General features: G+C 36.1%; 19 protein-coding genes. 15 read left to right on the plus strand and 4 right to left on the minus strand.

All coding sequences use genetic code 11. The annotated features are described in order from the left end of the window. The first annotated feature begins 39 nt into the window (after positions 1–39). Together OTG27_RS22400 and OTG27_RS22405 are read left to right on the plus strand one after the other, a co-directional pair. The gene (locus OTG27_RS22400) at positions 40–441 is read left to right on the plus strand and encodes a DUF6157 family protein (RefSeq protein WP_268938172.1); all 402 of its coding nucleotides are present in this window, start codon (positions 40–42) and stop codon (positions 439–441) included. Between the two features lie 143 nt (positions 442–584). Beyond that, positions 585–1,010: a hypothetical protein gene (locus tag OTG27_RS22405; protein ID WP_194719387.1), complete on the plus strand. Its 426-nt coding sequence runs from the start codon at positions 585–587 to the stop codon at positions 1,008–1,010. Positions 1,011–1,150: 140 nt separating this feature from the next. Here OTG27_RS22405 and OTG27_RS22410 read toward each other — a convergent pair whose 3' ends face one another. Further along, entirely contained in the window at positions 1,151–1,882 is a 732-nt protein-coding gene (locus tag OTG27_RS22410) for an NADPH-dependent F420 reductase (protein ID WP_268938173.1), read from the minus strand. Positions 1,883–2,109: 227 nt separating this feature from the next. Between OTG27_RS22410 and OTG27_RS22415 the strand changes: the two genes are divergently transcribed. From OTG27_RS22415 to OTG27_RS22430, 4 genes are all read left to right on the plus strand, one after another. Further along, the gene (locus tag OTG27_RS22415; RefSeq protein ID WP_057277250.1) at positions 2,110–2,469 is read left to right on the plus strand and encodes a winged helix-turn-helix transcriptional regulator; all 360 of its coding nucleotides are present in this window, start codon (positions 2,110–2,112) and stop codon (positions 2,467–2,469) included. A gap of 293 nt (positions 2,470–2,762) precedes the next feature. After that, positions 2,763–3,200, plus strand: a complete 438-nt coding sequence (locus tag OTG27_RS22420; protein WP_098186383.1) for a VOC family protein — start codon at positions 2,763–2,765, stop codon at positions 3,198–3,200. 956 nt (positions 3,201–4,156) lie between these two features. Further along, positions 4,157–4,522, plus strand: coding sequence for a cupin domain-containing protein (locus OTG27_RS22425; RefSeq protein WP_034304537.1), 366 nt, complete (start codon positions 4,157–4,159; stop codon positions 4,520–4,522). 516 nt (positions 4,523–5,038) lie between these two features. Beyond that, a complete protein-coding gene (locus OTG27_RS22430; protein WP_268938174.1) occupies positions 5,039–6,007 on the plus strand; it encodes a hypothetical protein in 969 nt (322 codons plus the stop codon). A gap of 296 nt (positions 6,008–6,303) precedes the next feature. Here the strand turns inward: OTG27_RS22430 and OTG27_RS22435 are convergent, their stop codons facing one another. After that, positions 6,304–6,759, minus strand: a complete 456-nt coding sequence (locus OTG27_RS22435; protein WP_063577605.1) for a YfmQ family protein — start codon at positions 6,757–6,759, stop codon at positions 6,304–6,306. A gap of 364 nt (positions 6,760–7,123) precedes the next feature. Between OTG27_RS22435 and OTG27_RS22440 the strand changes: the two genes are divergently transcribed. The 3 genes from OTG27_RS22440 (at position 7,124) to OTG27_RS22450 (ending at position 8,701) form a co-directional block, all read left to right on the plus strand. Then, entirely contained in the window at positions 7,124–7,291 is a 168-nt protein-coding gene (locus OTG27_RS22440; protein WP_156500246.1) for a hypothetical protein, read from the plus strand. 108 nt (positions 7,292–7,399) lie between these two features. Further along, the gene (locus OTG27_RS22445; RefSeq protein ID WP_268938175.1) at positions 7,400–8,041 is read left to right on the plus strand and encodes an HAD hydrolase-like protein; all 642 of its coding nucleotides are present in this window, start codon (positions 7,400–7,402) and stop codon (positions 8,039–8,041) included. A gap of 174 nt (positions 8,042–8,215) precedes the next feature. Beyond that, positions 8,216–8,701, plus strand: coding sequence for an HIT family protein (locus OTG27_RS22450; protein WP_268938176.1), 486 nt, complete (start codon positions 8,216–8,218; stop codon positions 8,699–8,701). Between the two features lie 526 nt (positions 8,702–9,227). Here the strand turns inward: OTG27_RS22450 and OTG27_RS22455 are convergent. Next, complete coding sequence (locus tag OTG27_RS22455; RefSeq protein WP_034304517.1) at positions 9,228–9,431, minus strand: alpha/beta-type small acid-soluble spore protein; 204 nt, start codon at positions 9,429–9,431, stop codon at positions 9,228–9,230. 307 nt (positions 9,432–9,738) lie between these two features. Here OTG27_RS22455 and OTG27_RS22460 point away from each other — a divergent pair, with 307 nt between their 5' ends. The 6 genes from OTG27_RS22460 (at position 9,739) to OTG27_RS22485 (ending at position 16,806) form a co-directional block, all read left to right on the plus strand. Continuing rightward, positions 9,739–10,056 (plus strand): hypothetical protein, encoded by a 318-nt coding sequence (locus OTG27_RS22460; RefSeq protein ID WP_268938177.1) that lies wholly within the window; start codon positions 9,739–9,741, stop codon positions 10,054–10,056. A 320-nt stretch (positions 10,057–10,376) separates the two neighbouring features. Continuing rightward, positions 10,377–11,630: a sensor histidine kinase gene (locus OTG27_RS22465; RefSeq protein WP_268938178.1), complete on the plus strand. Its 1,254-nt coding sequence runs from the start codon at positions 10,377–10,379 to the stop codon at positions 11,628–11,630. After that, positions 11,627–12,271 (plus strand): response regulator, encoded by a 645-nt coding sequence (locus OTG27_RS22470; RefSeq protein ID WP_268938179.1) that lies wholly within the window; start codon positions 11,627–11,629, stop codon positions 12,269–12,271. The genes OTG27_RS22465 and OTG27_RS22470 overlap by 4 nt, the downstream gene beginning before the upstream one ends. 133 nt (positions 12,272–12,404) lie before the next feature. Beyond that, positions 12,405–14,624: an MMPL family transporter gene (locus OTG27_RS22475; RefSeq protein WP_268938180.1), complete on the plus strand. Its 2,220-nt coding sequence runs from the start codon at positions 12,405–12,407 to the stop codon at positions 14,622–14,624. A 348-nt stretch (positions 14,625–14,972) separates the two neighbouring features. Beyond that, the gene (locus tag OTG27_RS22480) at positions 14,973–15,218 is read left to right on the plus strand and encodes a hypothetical protein (protein WP_268938181.1); all 246 of its coding nucleotides are present in this window, start codon (positions 14,973–14,975) and stop codon (positions 15,216–15,218) included. A gap of 742 nt (positions 15,219–15,960) precedes the next feature. After that, positions 15,961–16,806 carry an aldo/keto reductase gene (locus OTG27_RS22485; RefSeq protein WP_268938182.1) on the plus strand — a complete coding sequence of 282 codons (846 nt, stop codon included), beginning with the start codon at positions 15,961–15,963 and terminating at the stop codon, positions 16,804–16,806. Positions 16,807–16,859: 53 nt separating this feature from the next. Here the strand turns inward: OTG27_RS22485 and OTG27_RS22490 are convergent, their stop codons facing one another. Beyond that, entirely contained in the window at positions 16,860–17,240 is a 381-nt protein-coding gene (locus OTG27_RS22490) for a winged helix-turn-helix transcriptional regulator (protein ID WP_268938183.1), read from the minus strand. Between the last annotated feature and the right edge of the window lie 94 nt (positions 17,241–17,334).

The following is a 17,334-nucleotide window of genomic DNA, read 5'->3' on the forward strand; positions in this document are numbered from 1 at the left end:
AATGGTATGATATGGTATGTAGACTAAGGAGGTTGTTATATGAGTTATAAGAACACACTTATTACCATTTCAGAGGATTCAAAGGTTTCTTCAGCAAAGGTCCCTGTCATCAGAAACGAAAAACCGACCATTGCTTATATTGAGCATGATTTGATTAACAATAACCCCTATAAATTTACACAAGAAGACGTCCAATTCAAAACATATTTAATCAAAAATCAAATGGAAGCCGAAAATGCAGCTGAACTTCGAGAACAGTTCTTTTCAAAATCCAAGGCGTGCTTCAGGGCTTCTCCTTTAGTGAAAAATTATGGTTGGGGAATTCATTATAATAACCAAGGGAAAATTGCGATATATGATGTTAACAGTGAAATGTATAACCAGTTGCTTAAGCAAGAGGACATTACAAAACTTAAAGGCATGCGCTCCAAAAGAAAATAGATGCAGGATCGTTCAAAACGAAGTGACTGGAACTGTAAAGCGATGAAGATGACGAAACTTAAAACATGCTTGAAGCTAAGAAGGTATAGTCATTTTTAATCATTTTAATAATCAGTTTATTCTGATATTATAAAAGGGATAAAATGGGAGGAGGAAATAACATAAAAAACTTATTTTCAATCTTAAGTATGTTTGTGTTAGTTCTGGTAGGTGGAATGGTATTAGGCAATTCTTCTGCACAAGCAAGTGTTCCTCAGTATTCTTTTCAAACAGAAGATGGAAAATGGGATGGTGAAATTGGAAATCCTAACAGAGGTAGTGACTTACAGGTAGAACTGGTTTCCCCAATCTATTTAAAGACTTCTTCTGGAAGTAAGTTGTTGACTAATTATAGTAACATATGGTCCCGTCTCTGCAATGCCAGTACTGGAAAGTGCACAGGCTATCATAGCTTAGCTGGCGGAAAGACCTTATTCACAGATATGAGAATCGGTAAATTTTATGTGGATGTGAAAGATGGATACTCTTCTGGAAGAGTATCTGGAAAACTGCAAATTGTTTTCAAATAACATGTAATACTAGCTACCCACTCTTAATGGGTAGCTTTTTATCATGAGAAAAATCGAGATCTGACTGGAAGGGCTTTTGTGGATTGTTTGGTGGCAATATTACAAAAAGGTACACTTTAAACTGAGTGCACCTTTTTGTTTTATGAATTATATATTTCTCTGTTCATATTCACGATATCTTTATTTGCGAGGGGGAAGCTAGAAGCTGATAACTTCTCTATTACCTTATCCCGCAGGAATGGGGCTTTTTCTTTATTTGCTTTTTCCAATGCTTTTGTTAGTTCTTCTTTTGTTAGTTCTGTGCAGTATGCAGGAGTTCCTGGCTGCTGTCTCCACGAATCACTTAAAGAACCACTATCCACTGTGTCGAAGCCTAGCTGGTTTACTACGTCCATGATTATTTGTTTTTGTGATACGTCATTACCAGCAATCGCCATGGCAATGCGTCCGCTAGTACCTTCGGGGGTTCCCTCATTTTCTAAAGTATGGGCTAACAAGTTGTTGAAAGCTTTGATGATAGGTTTACCTAATTGATTGGAAACCCAATCACTTTCAACCATCCCGTTCTCAATCTCTGCAATTTTTTGGTCCCTGCTAGGGTAATAATTTGAAGTATCTACGACGATTACTTCCTCCCCAACTTGCTCGATAATGTTCCGAATGCTTGGCAGTGCTGTTAAAGGGAGAGATATTATAAGAACTTCAATATTGGTCATTACATCTTCTATAAGGACAGGTGTTCCAGCAAGCTCTTTTCCTTCTAAATGTTCAATTCCTCGTGCATCTGCAATTTTTACATCATGTCCATTCTTAACCAATTTTTTAGAAATGATCGACCCGATTGTTCCAGCACCTATAATTCCAAATTTCATCATTTTTCCTCCTAAAGAATTTGTATATCAAAGAGTTGTTCTGCTTAAAGTTAACAATGATATTTTTATCTGAATCAATATCACCACTTTATCTATTCGATATTAAAAATATTGAGTGTTTTTATTACATATACTAGAATATAACCAATTCTCATTTCTTTGAAGAAGGCAATAAAAATTGCCATAGTACATTTTTTTGTACCTAAAAGTAGAAAGCAGGTGAATGGGTGTCTAGAATATGTAAGGATGGATTTGACAAAAAGTGTATAAAGGAACAGAGAGAAGTATATGGCATTGCCTATACCCAAAACATACTATCTGGACGTTGGAAATATCTCATTCTTTGGTTTATAAAGTCCAAAGAGCGCCGTTATAGTGAAATCAAAGCTTTTTTAGGGGATATTTCACAAGGTTCTCTTACAAAGCAACTTCGAGAACTAGAAACAGCTGGTTTAGTTAATCGCAAAATTTATCCAGAGGTTCCTCCTCGTGTTGAGTATTCATTATCCTCAAAAGGGGAAGAACTCATTCCTATTATTGATTTAATGGAAGAATTCGGAAAGAAGTTTGGGGAGCAGGTAGACTAACCAAAGCTAACACATCCATCGTTAACCCCAGAATTTAAAAAAACGAAATGGTATAAAGTAAAAGTTGCGGGAGGGAAAACGTTCTAACGCAGCTTTTTCTTTTACCAAAAAAATTTGACTTAAAATAATCAAGAGCTGATCAGAAGCTCTTTTTCTTATGGCACTAACGGGGCAGGATATTGAAGAGTGCTCTTTGCCTTTCTTCAACAAGAAGGATATTTTCTGTTTTTCGAGAATTAGAATGTAAGAATACAGGATATTGCAAAATAACAGGAACAAAGGAGGTATGAATTATGAAGATCCACAGAATAGATCATGTAGGTGTAATCGTAAATGATCTCTCTGCTGCTAAAGAGTTTTTTCTCGATTTTGGACTTGAAGTGCAAGGGGAATGGGAAATGGAAGGAGATTTGATGGATCGGATGAGTGGGCTTAATGACGTTAAAGTAGCATGTGTAGGATTGGGGAAGCCAGACGGTCAGGCATGGATAGAGCTAATTAAATTTTATACGCCGTCAGATGAAAAAGATAGTCAGCAACCTTTTGCAAATACCCTGGGCATCCGGCATATTGCATTTGCTGTTGAAGATATTGAAGCTCTTGTTGCCAAATTGAAAAAGAAAGGTACGGAAATCTTTAGTGAGATACAACAATATGAAGATAGTTATAAGTTATGCTACTGTCGTGGACCAGAGGGAATTATTTTAGAGTTGGCGGAGAAAATCAAATAAATTAGGGGTAATTAATGGTTTTTGTGCTTGTAAAATTATGCATAAATGGTAAAAACGAACAGATGCAAACCTTTTATCTGGATATATATGGAAATAAATCACCCGGAATTGTTTCAATTTGCAGCTGAAATTGAATGAATAAATAAGGACTTCTTTATTGCAAAGGGGTTCTTTTTTTTGTTCACTTCTCTTGTTGAACTATAGAGCAGGATAGTTGGATTGCAAAGAAAAGATTCTTCATTAGTTGTATAGTGGGCATCATACTTAAGTATCTTCAAGCTCTGTTTTGCAATACGACCCTTGAAGAAGCAAGTCATGGTTATCGAATTTTTAATAATCGTGAGGATGAATGTATAAAAGTCGTTTTAAAACCGTAATACTCTTCTCTTTCCAAAACGCTGTTTTCACATACTTTGTTGCTATTTACCAGGTAGTGAGTTGTGGTTGATTTCCCCTCCAGATGCTCGCTTTCCTTGGTGCGGGCGGTGAGCCTCCTCGACGTAAACGCCTGTGGGGTCTCACCTGTCCCGCTGCTCCCGCAGGAGTCTCGCACTTCCGCTCCAATCAACCTTAAATGGTTTCGTTTTAAAAACATCAATCTTTACGAAAAGAGCCTTCCAAAAAGACTTCATACTGTGTATGGAAGTCTCTTTTTGTGAAATTTTTTATGGATAGGCGAAAAGTGGAAGTCTGAGTCCCATCTATGACATTGGCAGGATCATTCATTATTAAGTATATCAATCCTTAACTAGGTGCAAATAAGGTAGGTTGCTGCTGCAACTCTTTTTCTTAAGGCACTAACGGGGCAGGTTGATTCAAGAGTAGTGTTTGGTCTTTGTTCAACAATTGGGCCATTTTGTGGAAAAACAGCAGAAACTTTTGAGGTCTTAATCAAAATAGCAATTAATCTATGGAAGTTGTAAAATAAAGGTAAGAATAGTTCTGGGGGGATTTATATCAATTATAATGCTATTAATCTTAGCGAGAAACTGTCCAAATTCAGTGAACACTGGTCGCCCAAAGTCATTGGTGAAATGAATGACTATCAGTTTAAGTTAGTTAAGATTCTGGGGGATTTTGTATGGCACGATCATAAAGACACCGATGAGGCATTCATCGTGATAGACGGCGAGATGTCAATCGCATTCCGCGATGGAGAGGTTAAACTTTCCAAAGGAGAAATGTATGTGATACCAAAAGGTGTGGAGCATAAGCCTTATGCTGAAAAGGAATGCCATATAATGCTGGTAGAGCCTAAAGGTGTAGTCAACACTGGTGAAACTAATTTTAAACTAACTGCTGAAAATAATATATGGATTTAAACTGATAATTTTCCAGTTACTATCTTTGGGTCAACATATAAAAGGAAGTTACATTTTTTCTGCAACGGGAGCGATTCTTTAATAGGAATCGCTTTTCTTAATGAACTACCGGGTGCGTTAGCAGAAGATAATAGCTGTCTTTAAGTCAGCTTTTTTTCTTGAACTATCGAGGCGGGATAGTTCAAGAAGAATTAACACAAGAAGGTCGTCAATGAAGACAATTTTCTTGTGTTAATTTTTTTTAGAATAAGGGATTTGCAATTGGAATATTATGTTAAAGTTAAAGCAGACAGAGCAGTTTTTAGGGTATTGATGGTGAGCGAAATGGGGGAAATGATTATCTTCGAGAAAAGTCCTATGATTCATTAAAACTAAAACAGTTTAAATGATAATTCTTAAGGGGTGTTTATTTATAGTTATAAATAGAAATAAACATGAGAGTTTAATTGGGAGCGCACTGTTCATTGTAGAGGTAGAGATTTACGAACTCACTGGTCAGGCTGCCGAGGTGACCTCATGACAGAAATGAAAAAGCAGCCAATTTCACATTTGATGAAGAAGCGTAGATTTTGGGGTTATGGTGCCGCTATAGCGGTAACGCCTTATCTGTTAATCAAAATAGCCTGGACGTTCGGTCTCTTCATGCCGACCGAACAAATGGGCGACCCAAGTTGGCGCACTGCAAACGCAGTAACAATGGTTCTAGCTGCAGTTGGTATCCTGTTAGCATTGGCGTTTAGCATGACATGGGGTGAGCGACTGCCCGCCTGGTTGGTTGCCTTGCCCGTCTGGGTAGGTACTGGTTTACTTATTCCCATGCTATTGCTGGCACCTGTGCTTGGTCCTGCTGCTATGATACGCGATCAGAAGGCAGGTGCTGCTAACGTTTGGGTATATGAGCAGATCTTCGTAATGGTCTCACTGGTTGGAGTCGGCATCTGCCTACCTTTCGCCTTAGCTGGATACGCTAAAGCGCGTTGGCCAGAGGCATTTGCTGATCCAATCGACATTGAATTACTCCCGGGCAACAGCCAGAAACTGTATATCACCTTGGCTAGGCTTGTCGCGGCTGGCTGTATCCTGCTTGGATTTATTAAGCTATTCTGGGCGGTTGGCGGAACTATTGGCATCAACCCAGCCATGTTGGATAACCGCGATTTATGGTGGCACCTATTGTCGTTGAGTACCGGTGTGTGGGCCTTCGCGGGGGCGTGGGGTTTGTTGGTATTGACCACTCGCCGCGGGTCGAAGCGGTTCCTCCCTCCTATGGCAGCAGCATGGATCTCGTCGGGAATGCTGTTCTCTTATAACCTCTTTAACCGCTTGGCCGGCACTCGCCCCGATGCACAACCTGCTCTAGAGAACCCGCTTGCATATGCACTAACCACCGAGTTAGGTAGCGTTTTGGGAGTGATGATGGGAATAATCATCCTGATGGTACTGCACGACCGCCGGAGAGCAATGCGAAGTTTTAAAAGTAATTAACATTCCTAATATTGAATTATATATTTATAAAAAGAAAATAAATTAAATGAAAAGGCCCCCAATTTTAGGGCCTTTTTAATGTATGATTCTTTACAGTATCAATCAAGAAAAAAAATTCCCTTGTTCAGCTAAAGTGTGCGTCGCACTAGAAAATGGTCACTGATGAGACCGCAATCTAGGTGAGCGAGCCAAAAAATGAAGGCATCCTTATAAGAGGAGAAGAAGTCGTGTCAGAAAATAAATAATTCCCAATCAAAAAACCACACATCATGGTGTGGTTTTCATTTTTCTTCCTTTTATGCTTCTTTTACATCCATTCCCTTCATCATCGAACGGTCTTGGAGGCTTTCGGAACGCATGCTATATGCCACGAGCTTCTTCTTGTCCTGTTTTACGACATCCACATGGTCACCGTACACGAACACCAATAACCGAATATCCTTTTTGCCTTTTTTCGTATCGATGACCAATGGCTTAACACCGCTCTCTGGATGTAAAAACAAGGAATCGTTTCCGGGAAATATATGATTTTTCTTCAAAATCATCGCGTGGTTAACATCCTGAATCACTTGGTTCTTCTCTTCCCCTTCCAATCGTTTTCCGTCCATCGTGATCACGGTATTCTCGTCACTAAGTGTTGGATGCATCTTAAATTTATTCAAAAGCCAATTGACGACATCGGTTGGAAGGCAGGTAACAACTAGTTTAAATATCGTCATAATAATGGTCAAAATCAAAACGGGTCCTGTCATTTTTTCATCATCTCCGTATGTTATAAATGCCTCATGATAAGTAGCTGCCTCTATATTACCAAAAGAATGGCCATTTTTTCTTTCGAAAATATGTCCATTCTCGCAACGTTTTCCTTTTGGGGCGTGCGGTATAAACTAACGGACAGGGGGTTGCTTCCGCAGCTCCTTTCATATTGAAAAGGGAAGATTAGTGTATTCATAACGGGTGCCTTATTACAAGGGTTGCTGCGGCAGCCTTTTTTCTTATGGCACTAACGGGGCACGATCGTTTAAGAACGAATGGGTTTTTAATGGTAAAATTAACCTGGTTATAGTGATTAAGTGGCTTACCTGCAGTATAGAAAATAAAATAGGAGTTGTTTTTATGTTTGACATTGCCTTGATTTTGTTTATAGCTTCAGCTGGGGGAGTTATTGCTATTACCGGATTCCTCGTTATATTAGGTCGAAGAATTTTAGAACCTAAGAAAGAACTTCAACAAAAAATCGAAAAACTAGAAGAAGAGGTTCAAAAATTAAAAAATCACAAATAAAAACTAGCTTTAATGAACTAACAGGTGACGTTAGCTGAAGATCAGAACTCTTTAAGGCAGCATTTTTAAAAATGTTTTAATGAGAGATAATTTGAGGGGGAATTTTCAATGAGTAAAGCAATCATTTTTGATATGGATGGAACCTTATTTCAAACAAATTTAATTTTAGAACCTGCCCTAGAAGCAACATTTGAAGTACTACGAAAAGAAAATTTATGGGATAAAAAAACACCGATTGAACAATATAGGGGAATTATGGGTGTCCCACTACCGGTTGTATGGGAAACACTTTGCCCAAACCACTCACTGGAAATACGAGTAAAGAGCAATGAGATTTTTCATAAAAAGCTTATAGAACTAATCCAAGCACAAAAAGGTGCATTATATGCTGGTGTGGAGAGCACATTAAATGAGTTAAGTAAAAAGTATCCCTTATTTATTGCCAGCAATGGTCAGATAGAATATTTACAAGCAATTGTAGAAACTTATAATTTGGATAGGTTTATTCAAGATACATATAGTATCCAACTAATTAAATTTGGGAATAAATCAGATTTAGTGCAAATGGTGAAAAATAAAAATCAAATTGAAAAAGGTTACGTTGTCGGAGACCGGTCTTCGGATATATCTGCTGCTAAGGATAATGAACTTATTGCAGTTGGTGTGAACTTTGACTTTGCTCAAGAAGATGAATTAAAACAAGCAGATTTTGTAGTGAATAACTTCAAAGAAATCTTAGAGTTAGTTTAAATTCTAAATGGCCGCTAATTGGCGGCCTTTTGAAATACGATTCTTAGTATTATCATACTTTCATATTCAAGTGAAAAACTACCTTTAATGAACTAACGGGGGCAGGATAGCTCAACAAGGGTTTGTTTATTTTTATCTTTTTAAGAGAGATAATTTTATATATTGGAGGGAATTATGAGGGGAATTACTTTGTCTAATGGAAAAACAGTTGAAGTCGAATGTTTAAGTTGTGCTTTAACAAGTGGGGAAATAGAACCGGATGGTGGTGTAATAGTCGAAACTGAATATTTTCATGCTCACCAAGACGTTGCATATCCCATTAAAGGTTTAGTAATTTTAGCATCTAAACGCCATATTATGTGCTTTGACGAGTTAAATGACTTTGAAAAGGTTGATTACATAAACTTATTATCTAAGATTAGAAAAGCTCAAAGGGAAGTATTAGGGATAGAACATGTTTATTACTTTTATAATGAAGATACTACCCACCATTTTCATACTTGGATGGTTCCTCGATATGAATGGATGTACGATTTTGGACGTTCTGTGGAATCTGTTAGACCAGTTTTGCTCCATGCAAGAAACAAATTGAATAATGATGAAAATGTAAAAAGTGTAATTGATGGAATTAAGGCTTTAAAAAAAGAACTATACACTTAATCCTTCCTTGTCCCACTAACAGTTGCTTTACATCGATAAGAGAGTTGCTTTGGCAGCTCTTTTTCTTATGGCACTAACGGGGCAGGATTGAATCCATACAGTAATATGGTGTTATTTGAAGACGCCTCTCATGCTATCAATGGGGAGTACCCTGAAAAGTTGTTACAAACGATTGAAGACTTTCTAAAACATATTGAATAAGGGGTATGACCACGGCAATTTAGTTCCAGGCATCTCATGATAATATAGTCATCGACACAAATGTGAATTGGTGATTATCGTGAGAACTTTGGTAGTTCATTAAGGATTACTAAAAATAATCAAACTATTTTATAAAAATTGTATCTAAGGAAAGAATTCATTTATTCAATATTTTTACAAAATGGATTCATTTGTGGTTTCAAGAGGGGATTTTGGTCAATCTTAAAAATACACATAGACATTAATATTTTTGTAAATGGACTACTTGGAGAATTATAAATAGGGATAGTCCAATCACTATCCCTAACAATACATATGATTTCGATTAACGAGTTCTTCCGCCTAATTGTTGTTCAGCCATTTGCACTAAACGTTTTGTAATTTCTCCACCAACAGATCCGTTTGCACGAGATGTTGTATCAGCGCCAAGTGTAACACCGAATTCACTAGCGATTTCGTATTTCATTTGTTCTAGAGCTTGCTCTGCACCATTAACTACTAATTGATTACTGTTGTTATTTCTAGCCATGTTGTCAGCTCCTATGAATATAATGTGTTGCTGGTTATAGGTTTTGATATTGTTAAGAGTTATATACATAGATTTCAAAATAAATTAAGGCAATGATTAATTGAAATTAATACCATCTGTGGATTTAGAAGAGAGAGCAGAGGAAAACATTGAAGTCACCGGGTCGCAAGGAAGGGTGTCAGAAGCGATTATGAAAACAAATGATTTGCAATATCTTCGCTCAGGGTTAAGAGTCAAATGTGAAAAGGATGTAAATCCATCAGTAAGACAGACGTGCTAAAGCTTTGCGGTTTGGTTGCGTACATATATGGAATTTCTTATAAGGGTTGTTGTATATCTAAAAACGGATTATCAACTTAAAACGAGAGGTACAAGAGAACTGGCAAGTGCTACTTTTTTTGCACCTTATGATAAAACTGTTGAACCATACATAAGAATTGCAACAGGTGATTATGAAGAATCAGTTTCAGAAGGAGGAAAAAATGATGCTTTATGGGCAATTTTAAGCAGCATGGCTCATGAGATAATCCATTATCAACAATGGCTAGAAGATAAGGAAATGGATGAGAAAGAAGCAGAAAACGGAAGCGAAGAATCATTAGATAGTTACTATCGATTTTTGTGATTTGATTTTCTTGTTGAACAAACAGATGCGTTAGCTGAAGATCGGAGCTGTCTTTAAGGCAGCTTTTTCTTATGGCACTATCGGGGCAGGTTAGTTCCTTAAGGATTTTCCCCCTATATAATGATGAAGGCATTTTTTGAGGTAGTGAATTAGGTGAAATTTGTAAGGTGCCGTTATTCAAGAATTATACATATTATACACAATACAGAAAAGTGAGGGGTTTTTGCCCAATCGTACATATAGGTTTGCCCCATGGTACATTTTCTTTTTACTTGTTTTCCTCTACAATTAATAATAAATATGTATGAGAATTTCAACTCATGAGAATTGCTATACCAATAATAATAAATGTGGTGAATAAACTGAATAATTTTAGCGATCAAAAGCATTTTTCTTATACAATATCGGATTCATTCATAGTAAATAAGATCCCTATTCTATTATGGATAACATTAGTGTATATAGGTGCAATAGTGTTGCAATATATTAGTAAGCCACTTTTCATGCCTTTTTTTATAGTTGCGATAATTATTGCCATTCATATTTTACTTTATTGGTTTTCAGATACATTAACTAAACATAAGCACACTTATTATTTTATAATACAAGGCTTGCTTATTTTTATTGCATCTTTCATATTACCAAAAGGATCAATTGTACTATTAGTAGGTTTGCTCCCAATTTTGATAGCTCAAAGCATAACTATATTTCATCAAACATTTAAAGTCGTTTTTGTTTTTTCTCTTTTCTATATTCTATATTGCATAGCTATTATCATTAATTATGATCTTAGTGAATTGCCTAAGTTTATCCCCATATTCTTTTTTATACTGATAATTGTGAGTTTTTACTCAATTATTTACAATAGGCAGGTTAATGCTAGAATTCGTATGCAATACTATTTGAATCAATTGGAATTCGCACACAAAAAAGTAGAAGAGCTAACTTTGTCAAATGAACGGCAGAGGATGGCAAGAGATTTACATGATACATTAGCACAAGGTTTAGCAGGTTTAATTATGCAACTAGAGGCGGTGGAGTCACATTTACATAAAGGGAATGCTGTGCGATCACAAGAAATCATTCTTATGTCTATGGAACATGCCCGTAAGACATTGCGTGATTCAAGGGTAGCTATTGACAATTTAAGATTAAAATCTTTAGGCGAAAAAGATTTTAGAGAAGCAGTAATTGATGAGATAAATAAATTTTCAGAAGCAACTTCCATTCCAGTAGAATATGACATTCAGGCTATTTATAAATTAAATAATTTAATACGCGAACATAGTCTTTATATCATAAGTGAAGGTTTAACTAATATAGCTAAGCATTCAAAAGCTACAAAAGCAAAAATTACACTAAATGAGGGAAATAAATTATTGTATATAGCAATGGAAGATAATGGAATAGGATTTTCGGATAAATTAATAGGTAAACAACCTGGTAAATATGGCTTACTTGGCTTACATGAACGTGTTCGCCTAATTGGAGGTCATATAAATATTCAGAGTAATCATGACGAGGGTACAAACATTTATGTGAAAGTACCTTTAAATGGAAAGGGATATTCATGAAATATAATGTGTTGATTGTGGATGATCATATGGTGGTTAGGGAAGGATTGAAATTAATTTTAGAAACAAACGATTTATACCATGTTCTAGGTGAAGCCGAAAATGGTCAAATTGCTCTTCAGATTATTGAAAATCAACGTCCAGATGTTATTTTGATGGATTTGAATATGCCAATTATGAGTGGTTTAGATACAATTAAGGCGATTAATGATCAGAAAATTTCCATTCCTATCATTATCTTGACTACTTATAATGAAGATGAATTGATGTTAAAAGGAATAGAGCTAGGTGCAAAAGGATACTTATTAAAGGATACTAGCAGGGAAGTCTTATTTCGCACTATAGATTCAGCAATCAGAGGCGAAACGTTAATACAACCAGAGATTATGATGAAAATAATAAACAAAAAAGAAAATAAAGAACGTGAAGTTACTCCCTATAATACAAATTTAACAGAAAAGGAGCTATTTATATTACAAGCAGCAGCCAAAGGATTTCGAAATAAAGATATAGCTTTTGATTTGGGGATTGCAGAAAGAACAGTTAAGGCCCATTTAACTAATATTTTTAATAAGCTTAATGTATCTAATAGAATGGAAGCAGTAACTGTTGCTTTAAATCAAGGATTAATCAATATATAGAATTATGCCCTTTCGTACATTGGAGCTTGCCCATCCGTACGATTTTTTTTTATCTTTTTTCGTCTAAAATAAAGTTTGTATCTAGTGAGTTGCTTTACAAAAGCTCTATTAAGAATCGGAAGGAGATAAAAAAATGGCAAAGTTTCTATATAAATTAGGCAACTGGGCAGCAGAAAATAGAAAAAAGGTATTAGGTGGTACAATAGGATTTCTTTTAGTGATAGCTATCATAGCTTTAAGAATGGAGCCATCTTTTAGTGAAGATATGTCTATACCTAATACACAATCTGCTAACGCTGGAGAACTGCTTGATAAAGAATTTCAATCATCTGAAAATACTGAAGGAGGACAGGTACAATTGGTATTTAAGGCTCCAAAAAATGAAACATTAGAGTCTGATAAAATAAACCTGATAATTACTGAAACTCTAAATGAAATAAAGAAGGACGATGCTGTGGCAACTACAGTAACTCCAAATGAGTTAGGTAATTTAAGTGAGAATAAAAAAATAGGATATGCTACAGTAACGTACAAAGTAGCTGCAGATAAAGTCACAGAAGCTTCGAAAGAGAAGATATTGGAACAAATAGAAAAAACACGTGAAGCAGATCTCCAGACAGAACTAGCTGGGAATGTTGCTTTTTCAGAAATGGAAATTGGTGGAGTTACAGAAGTAATTGGTGTAATTATAGCCTTTTTGGTATTGGCTCTTACACTTACCTCGTTCTTAGCTGCTGGAATGCCAATAATGACAGCTGCAATAGGAATCGGTATTGGATTAATGACTATAATTATTGGAACAAGCTTTTTTGATATTACTTCTGTATCGCTTTCTTTAGCAGCGATGCTAGGACTTGCAGTAGGAATCGATTACGCTTTATTCATTATTGTAAGATTTAGGCAGGAAGTAGAAAAAAATCATTCTATTCAAGAATCGATTGCACTAGCCACTGCAACCGCAGGTAGTGCTGTTGTATTTGCGGGTATAACTGTCATTATAGGGCTTTTAGGGTTATCCGTTGCAGGCATTCCATTTTTAACAATGATGGGTGTTTCAGCCGCGGTCTGTGTATTAATTGCAATTCTTATCGCAATAATCTTAGTACCAGCTATATTAGGCATTATTGGACCAAAAATTAGTTCTTCTCAAAAAAACCAATTTTTAAGTAGAATATCATCAAGCGATAAAAAACAAAAAGGATCTAACAAGTGGGGAGAGTTTGTTACAAAACGACCTATATTGGTTACTATATTTGGAGTGGTTTTGCTTTCAATTATAAGTATTCCTTTTTTTTATATGGAACTTGGATTGCCTGACAACAGTACAAAATCAGATGAAACAACCGAAAGAAGAGCCTATGATTTGCTGACTGAAGCTTACGGCCCAGGATATCATGCATCGTTGGTAGTCGTAGCTAAAGTGGATAAGCAATCGAAGGATCATGAAAAAGCCATAATTGAGGCAACAGAGGAGATAAGTCATATATCCAATGTTAAAAGTGTTGGTCCAGCAATCTCAAGTCCGTCTGGTAAAGTATACATGATTTCCATCACCCCAAAAACCGGACCTAACGATTCTAAGACAAAGAACTTAGTTCAAAAAATTAGAGATAAATCAAAAGAAATGAAAAAAGAAAATCATATAGAATTGTTAGTAACAGGTTCAACAGCGGTTAACATAGACATTTCGCAAAAATTAAACGATGCAGTTCTGAAATTTTCCTTAATAATTGTAGGATTTGCGTATATACTTTTAGTTCTTGTGTTCAGATCGCTCCTTGTACCTCTAAAAGCTGTATTAGGGTTTATCCTTTCTCTAGGTGCCACATTAGGCTTCGTTGTATTCGTTATTCAAGATGGAAACCTAATCAATTTATTTGGATTCCCTACAGCAAGTCCTGTCTTGAATTTTTTACCGGTTATTGTTGTAGGAATACTGTTTGGACTAGCAATGGATTATGAAGTTTTCTTAGTAAGTAGAATACGTGAAGAGTTTACACATACTGGGGATGCTCGTAAAGCAATATTGGTAGGTATAAAAGAAAGTGGTAAAGTAGTTACGGCTGCGGGTCTAATAATGATGGCTGTATTTGCTGGATTTATGCTGGCTCCAGATCCAATCTTAAAGTCAATGGGGTTAGCCCTTACATTTGGTGTTCTCTTTGACGCTTTTATTGTGAGAATGGCTATAGTTCCTGCCGTTATGACATTATTAGGGAATTCAGCTTGGTATTTGCCAAAGTGGTTGGATAAAATCTTACCCAATATAGATATTGAAGGAGAATCAGTCATAAAAGATATGCAAAGAGAGAAAAAACATTATAAAAAACCTAAATTGGTGAAAGACAATTAATTATTAACTCTAGAACATAATTAGAGAAAATAACTTCGATCGAGGGACTAAAAATTCAAGCGCATTGTCTGGTTAACATTTGTAAATATATTCACTTAAACTAACGAGTGCGTTAGCTGAAGATTGGAGCTGTCTTTAAGGGAGCCTTTTTCTTATGGAACTATCGGGGCAGGTTAGTTCTACAAGCACAGTGTATTCGTACTGTGCGGTACTATTTCTTGTAACTTTTTGTAACATGATAAGAATATACATTCAAACTTTCTAATGTTACAGTAAGAGAAAGTAATAGATATTTGGGTCCTACCTGACTTTTATTAGTCACTTCCCATTTATGGAAAGGAGACTAGTATGACAATTGAACATGTGAAAAATCTACTTTCATCATTGTGTCATTTTAGCGAAGTAGATATTACCCATACTTTTTCTTTTAATGGAATTCGCATTTTAAAATTAAGATGCTTAACAAATAATTCACAACAAATTTTCGAATTAACTTATCCTGATAGGGATATAGTAGATTCTTATAGCGATTTAGCTGAAGCTGCAAAAGTAATTACAAACCTTATTTCTAAAGATACTCATACTCCTGCTTAGGAGTATTTTTTTTGTTAATTTACTGTTTACCGCACAGTTTGTGTCAACTGTACAATAATCCTTTATGAACTCCCATGAAAATAAAAAAAGCTCAAAATCCAGAAAAAAGCACAACAAATAGACCCAGTAAAAACGCTTTTTAAAAAAGGGCTGAGCCTTATGAGTGATCTGATTGAGTTTGGTAAATCGTTAAATAAAAACCTCCAATCATAGCAAATTAAGTAGAGGCTAGCGCGACGACCAAAAAAGGATTAATCTCCCATGAGTGCTACCCATAAAGGGCGCGACAGTCGGTGGTACACCGTGGTCGTCGGAGTCAGACTAACGGATGGGCTCAACGACCTTCTTCGCCAGCCATTAAAACATTTTCGACATAGAGGCCAATTTTCATTCTCTGTGTGTGGTGAAGCTCTGATTTTTGCGCTTCATGTATGGCTAACGGGTGCGTTAGATGAATATCCGGAGCCGTCTTTAAGGCGGCTTTTTCTTATGGAACTAAAGGGGCAGTTTAGTTCTATAAGAAACTAGTTTGCCCACGTTTTCTTGGTTATATAATTAGTGAAATGCTGATAAAAAGATGGTGATTGACATTGAAATAGAGATTTAGGTGCCTCTATCCCTTGTCAACTCACAAAAGTTACCTTAACGTTTCTATGTAACATAAATGTGCGTACTTTTTTTTACTCTATAGAGGCATCATAATAAAGGAGCAATAAGCAATCAAACAATTGGAGGATTCAACATGATTAATCATTTACAAGATACAATCACATTAAATAACGGCCTACAAATGCCTGGTATGGGTTTGGGTGTTTTTCAAGTAGAGAATGATGCTACTGCTGAGATGGTTAAAAACGCTATTGAGGTTGGGTATCGAAGCATCGATACTGCTGCTATTTACGGCAATGAAGCAGGTGTAGGAGAAGGTATTAAACAAGCGATAGCATCTACTGGCTTACGACGTGAAGACCTGTTTATTACATCAAAAGTATGGAATGACGGATTAAGCTATGATGAAACCATTGCTGCATATGAAGAGAGCCTACAAAAACTAGGGTTAGATTATTTAGATCTTTATCTTATTCATTGGCCAGGTAAAGATAAATATGCTGAATCTTGGAAAGCGCTAGAAGACCTATATGATCAAGGAAAGATTAAAGCAATTGGTGTATGTAACTTTACTGTTTCACACTTACAAAATTTATTATCATTTGCTCGTATTAAACCTGTTGTGAATCAGGTGGAATTCCACCCACGCTTGCAACAAGTTGAGCTTCGTTCATTCTGTGACAATCACCAAATTCAACTTGAAGCATGGGCACCTTTAATGCAAGGTGGGCTTCTTGAAGATGAAACTATTTCTAAAATCGCAACAAAATATGGAAAATCAAACACTCAAGTTATTTTGCGCTGGGATGTACAAAACGGAATTATCACTATTCCAAAATCTGTGCGTAGAGAACGCATGATGCAAAACGCCGATATTTTCGACTTTAATCTAACAGACGAAGAAATAGCTATGATCAATGCGATGAATCTTGAACAACGTGTTGGACCAAATCCAGATGAATACGACTTTGCTCTATAAGCATTAAAAGGAAAAGAGACTGTCTTGTGTTTGACAGTCTCTTTCTCCTCTCATTACGATGTTTGCTGCATGGCTATTTCATCACGTTGTTTTAAAATTACATCTTCGCCTTTAACCTGTAATACTTCAACATGCTTTTCGCCCCAAGTGCAAAGCATGTTCAGAATAGGTTCCATTCCTTGTCCATAGGGCGTTAAGGAATATTCAACTTTCGGCGGTACTTGATTGAAGACTTTTCGAAGGATTAATCCATCTTGCTCTAACTCTCTTAATTGACTTGTGAGCATTTTTTGTGAAATTCCTGGAATCAATCTTCGAAATTCATTTGTTCGAATCTTACCATGGTGGTTTAAATGACAAAGAATGACTGGTTTCCATTTACCACCAATGACTTCAAGCGTAGCTTCAACACCAATATTATAAATTTTTTGCATAGTAACCCCCGTAATATTCAAAAGTAACCAAAAGTAGCCTACATATCTTTTAGTTATGTATGAATATTACTACACATGATAAAAAAAATCAAAG

The organism is Peribacillus sp. AS_2, from assembly GCF_026891895.1.
GTDB classification, from domain to species: domain Bacteria; phylum Bacillota; class Bacilli; order Bacillales; family DSM-1321; genus Peribacillus; species Peribacillus frigoritolerans.

Coding starts and splice junctions, on each gene's coding strand:
- OTG27_RS22400 (WP_268938172.1), top strand. CDS start 40: ATGAGTTATAAGAACACACTTATTACCATTTCAGAGGATTCAAAGGTT.
- OTG27_RS22405 (WP_194719387.1), top strand. CDS start 585: ATGGGAGGAGGAAATAACATAAAAAACTTATTTTCAATCTTAAGTATG.
- OTG27_RS22410 (WP_268938173.1), bottom strand. CDS start 1,882: ATGAAATTTGGAATTATAGGTGCTGGAACAATCGGGTCGATCATTTCT.
- OTG27_RS22420 (WP_098186383.1), top strand. CDS start 2,763: ATGAAGATCCACAGAATAGATCATGTAGGTGTAATCGTAAATGATCTC.
- OTG27_RS22430 (WP_268938174.1), top strand. CDS start 5,039: ATGACAGAAATGAAAAAGCAGCCAATTTCACATTTGATGAAGAAGCGT.
- OTG27_RS22435 (WP_063577605.1), bottom strand. CDS start 6,759: ATGACAGGACCCGTTTTGATTTTGACCATTATTATGACGATATTTAAA.
- OTG27_RS22440 (WP_156500246.1), top strand. CDS start 7,124: ATGTTTGACATTGCCTTGATTTTGTTTATAGCTTCAGCTGGGGGAGTT.
- OTG27_RS22445 (WP_268938175.1), top strand. CDS start 7,400: ATGAGTAAAGCAATCATTTTTGATATGGATGGAACCTTATTTCAAACA.
- OTG27_RS22450 (WP_268938176.1), top strand. CDS start 8,216: ATGAGGGGAATTACTTTGTCTAATGGAAAAACAGTTGAAGTCGAATGT.
- OTG27_RS22455 (WP_034304517.1), bottom strand. CDS start 9,431: ATGGCTAGAAATAACAACAGTAATCAATTAGTAGTTAATGGTGCAGAG.
- OTG27_RS22460 (WP_268938177.1), top strand. CDS start 9,739: ATGGAATTTCTTATAAGGGTTGTTGTATATCTAAAAACGGATTATCAA.
- OTG27_RS22465 (WP_268938178.1), top strand. CDS start 10,377: ATGAGAATTGCTATACCAATAATAATAAATGTGGTGAATAAACTGAAT.
- OTG27_RS22470 (WP_268938179.1), top strand. CDS start 11,627: ATGAAATATAATGTGTTGATTGTGGATGATCATATGGTGGTTAGGGAA.
- OTG27_RS22475 (WP_268938180.1), top strand. CDS start 12,405: ATGGCAAAGTTTCTATATAAATTAGGCAACTGGGCAGCAGAAAATAGA.
- OTG27_RS22480 (WP_268938181.1), top strand. CDS start 14,973: ATGACAATTGAACATGTGAAAAATCTACTTTCATCATTGTGTCATTTT.
- OTG27_RS22485 (WP_268938182.1), top strand. CDS start 15,961: ATGATTAATCATTTACAAGATACAATCACATTAAATAACGGCCTACAA.
- OTG27_RS22490 (WP_268938183.1), bottom strand. CDS start 17,240: ATGCAAAAAATTTATAATATTGGTGTTGAAGCTACGCTTGAAGTCATT.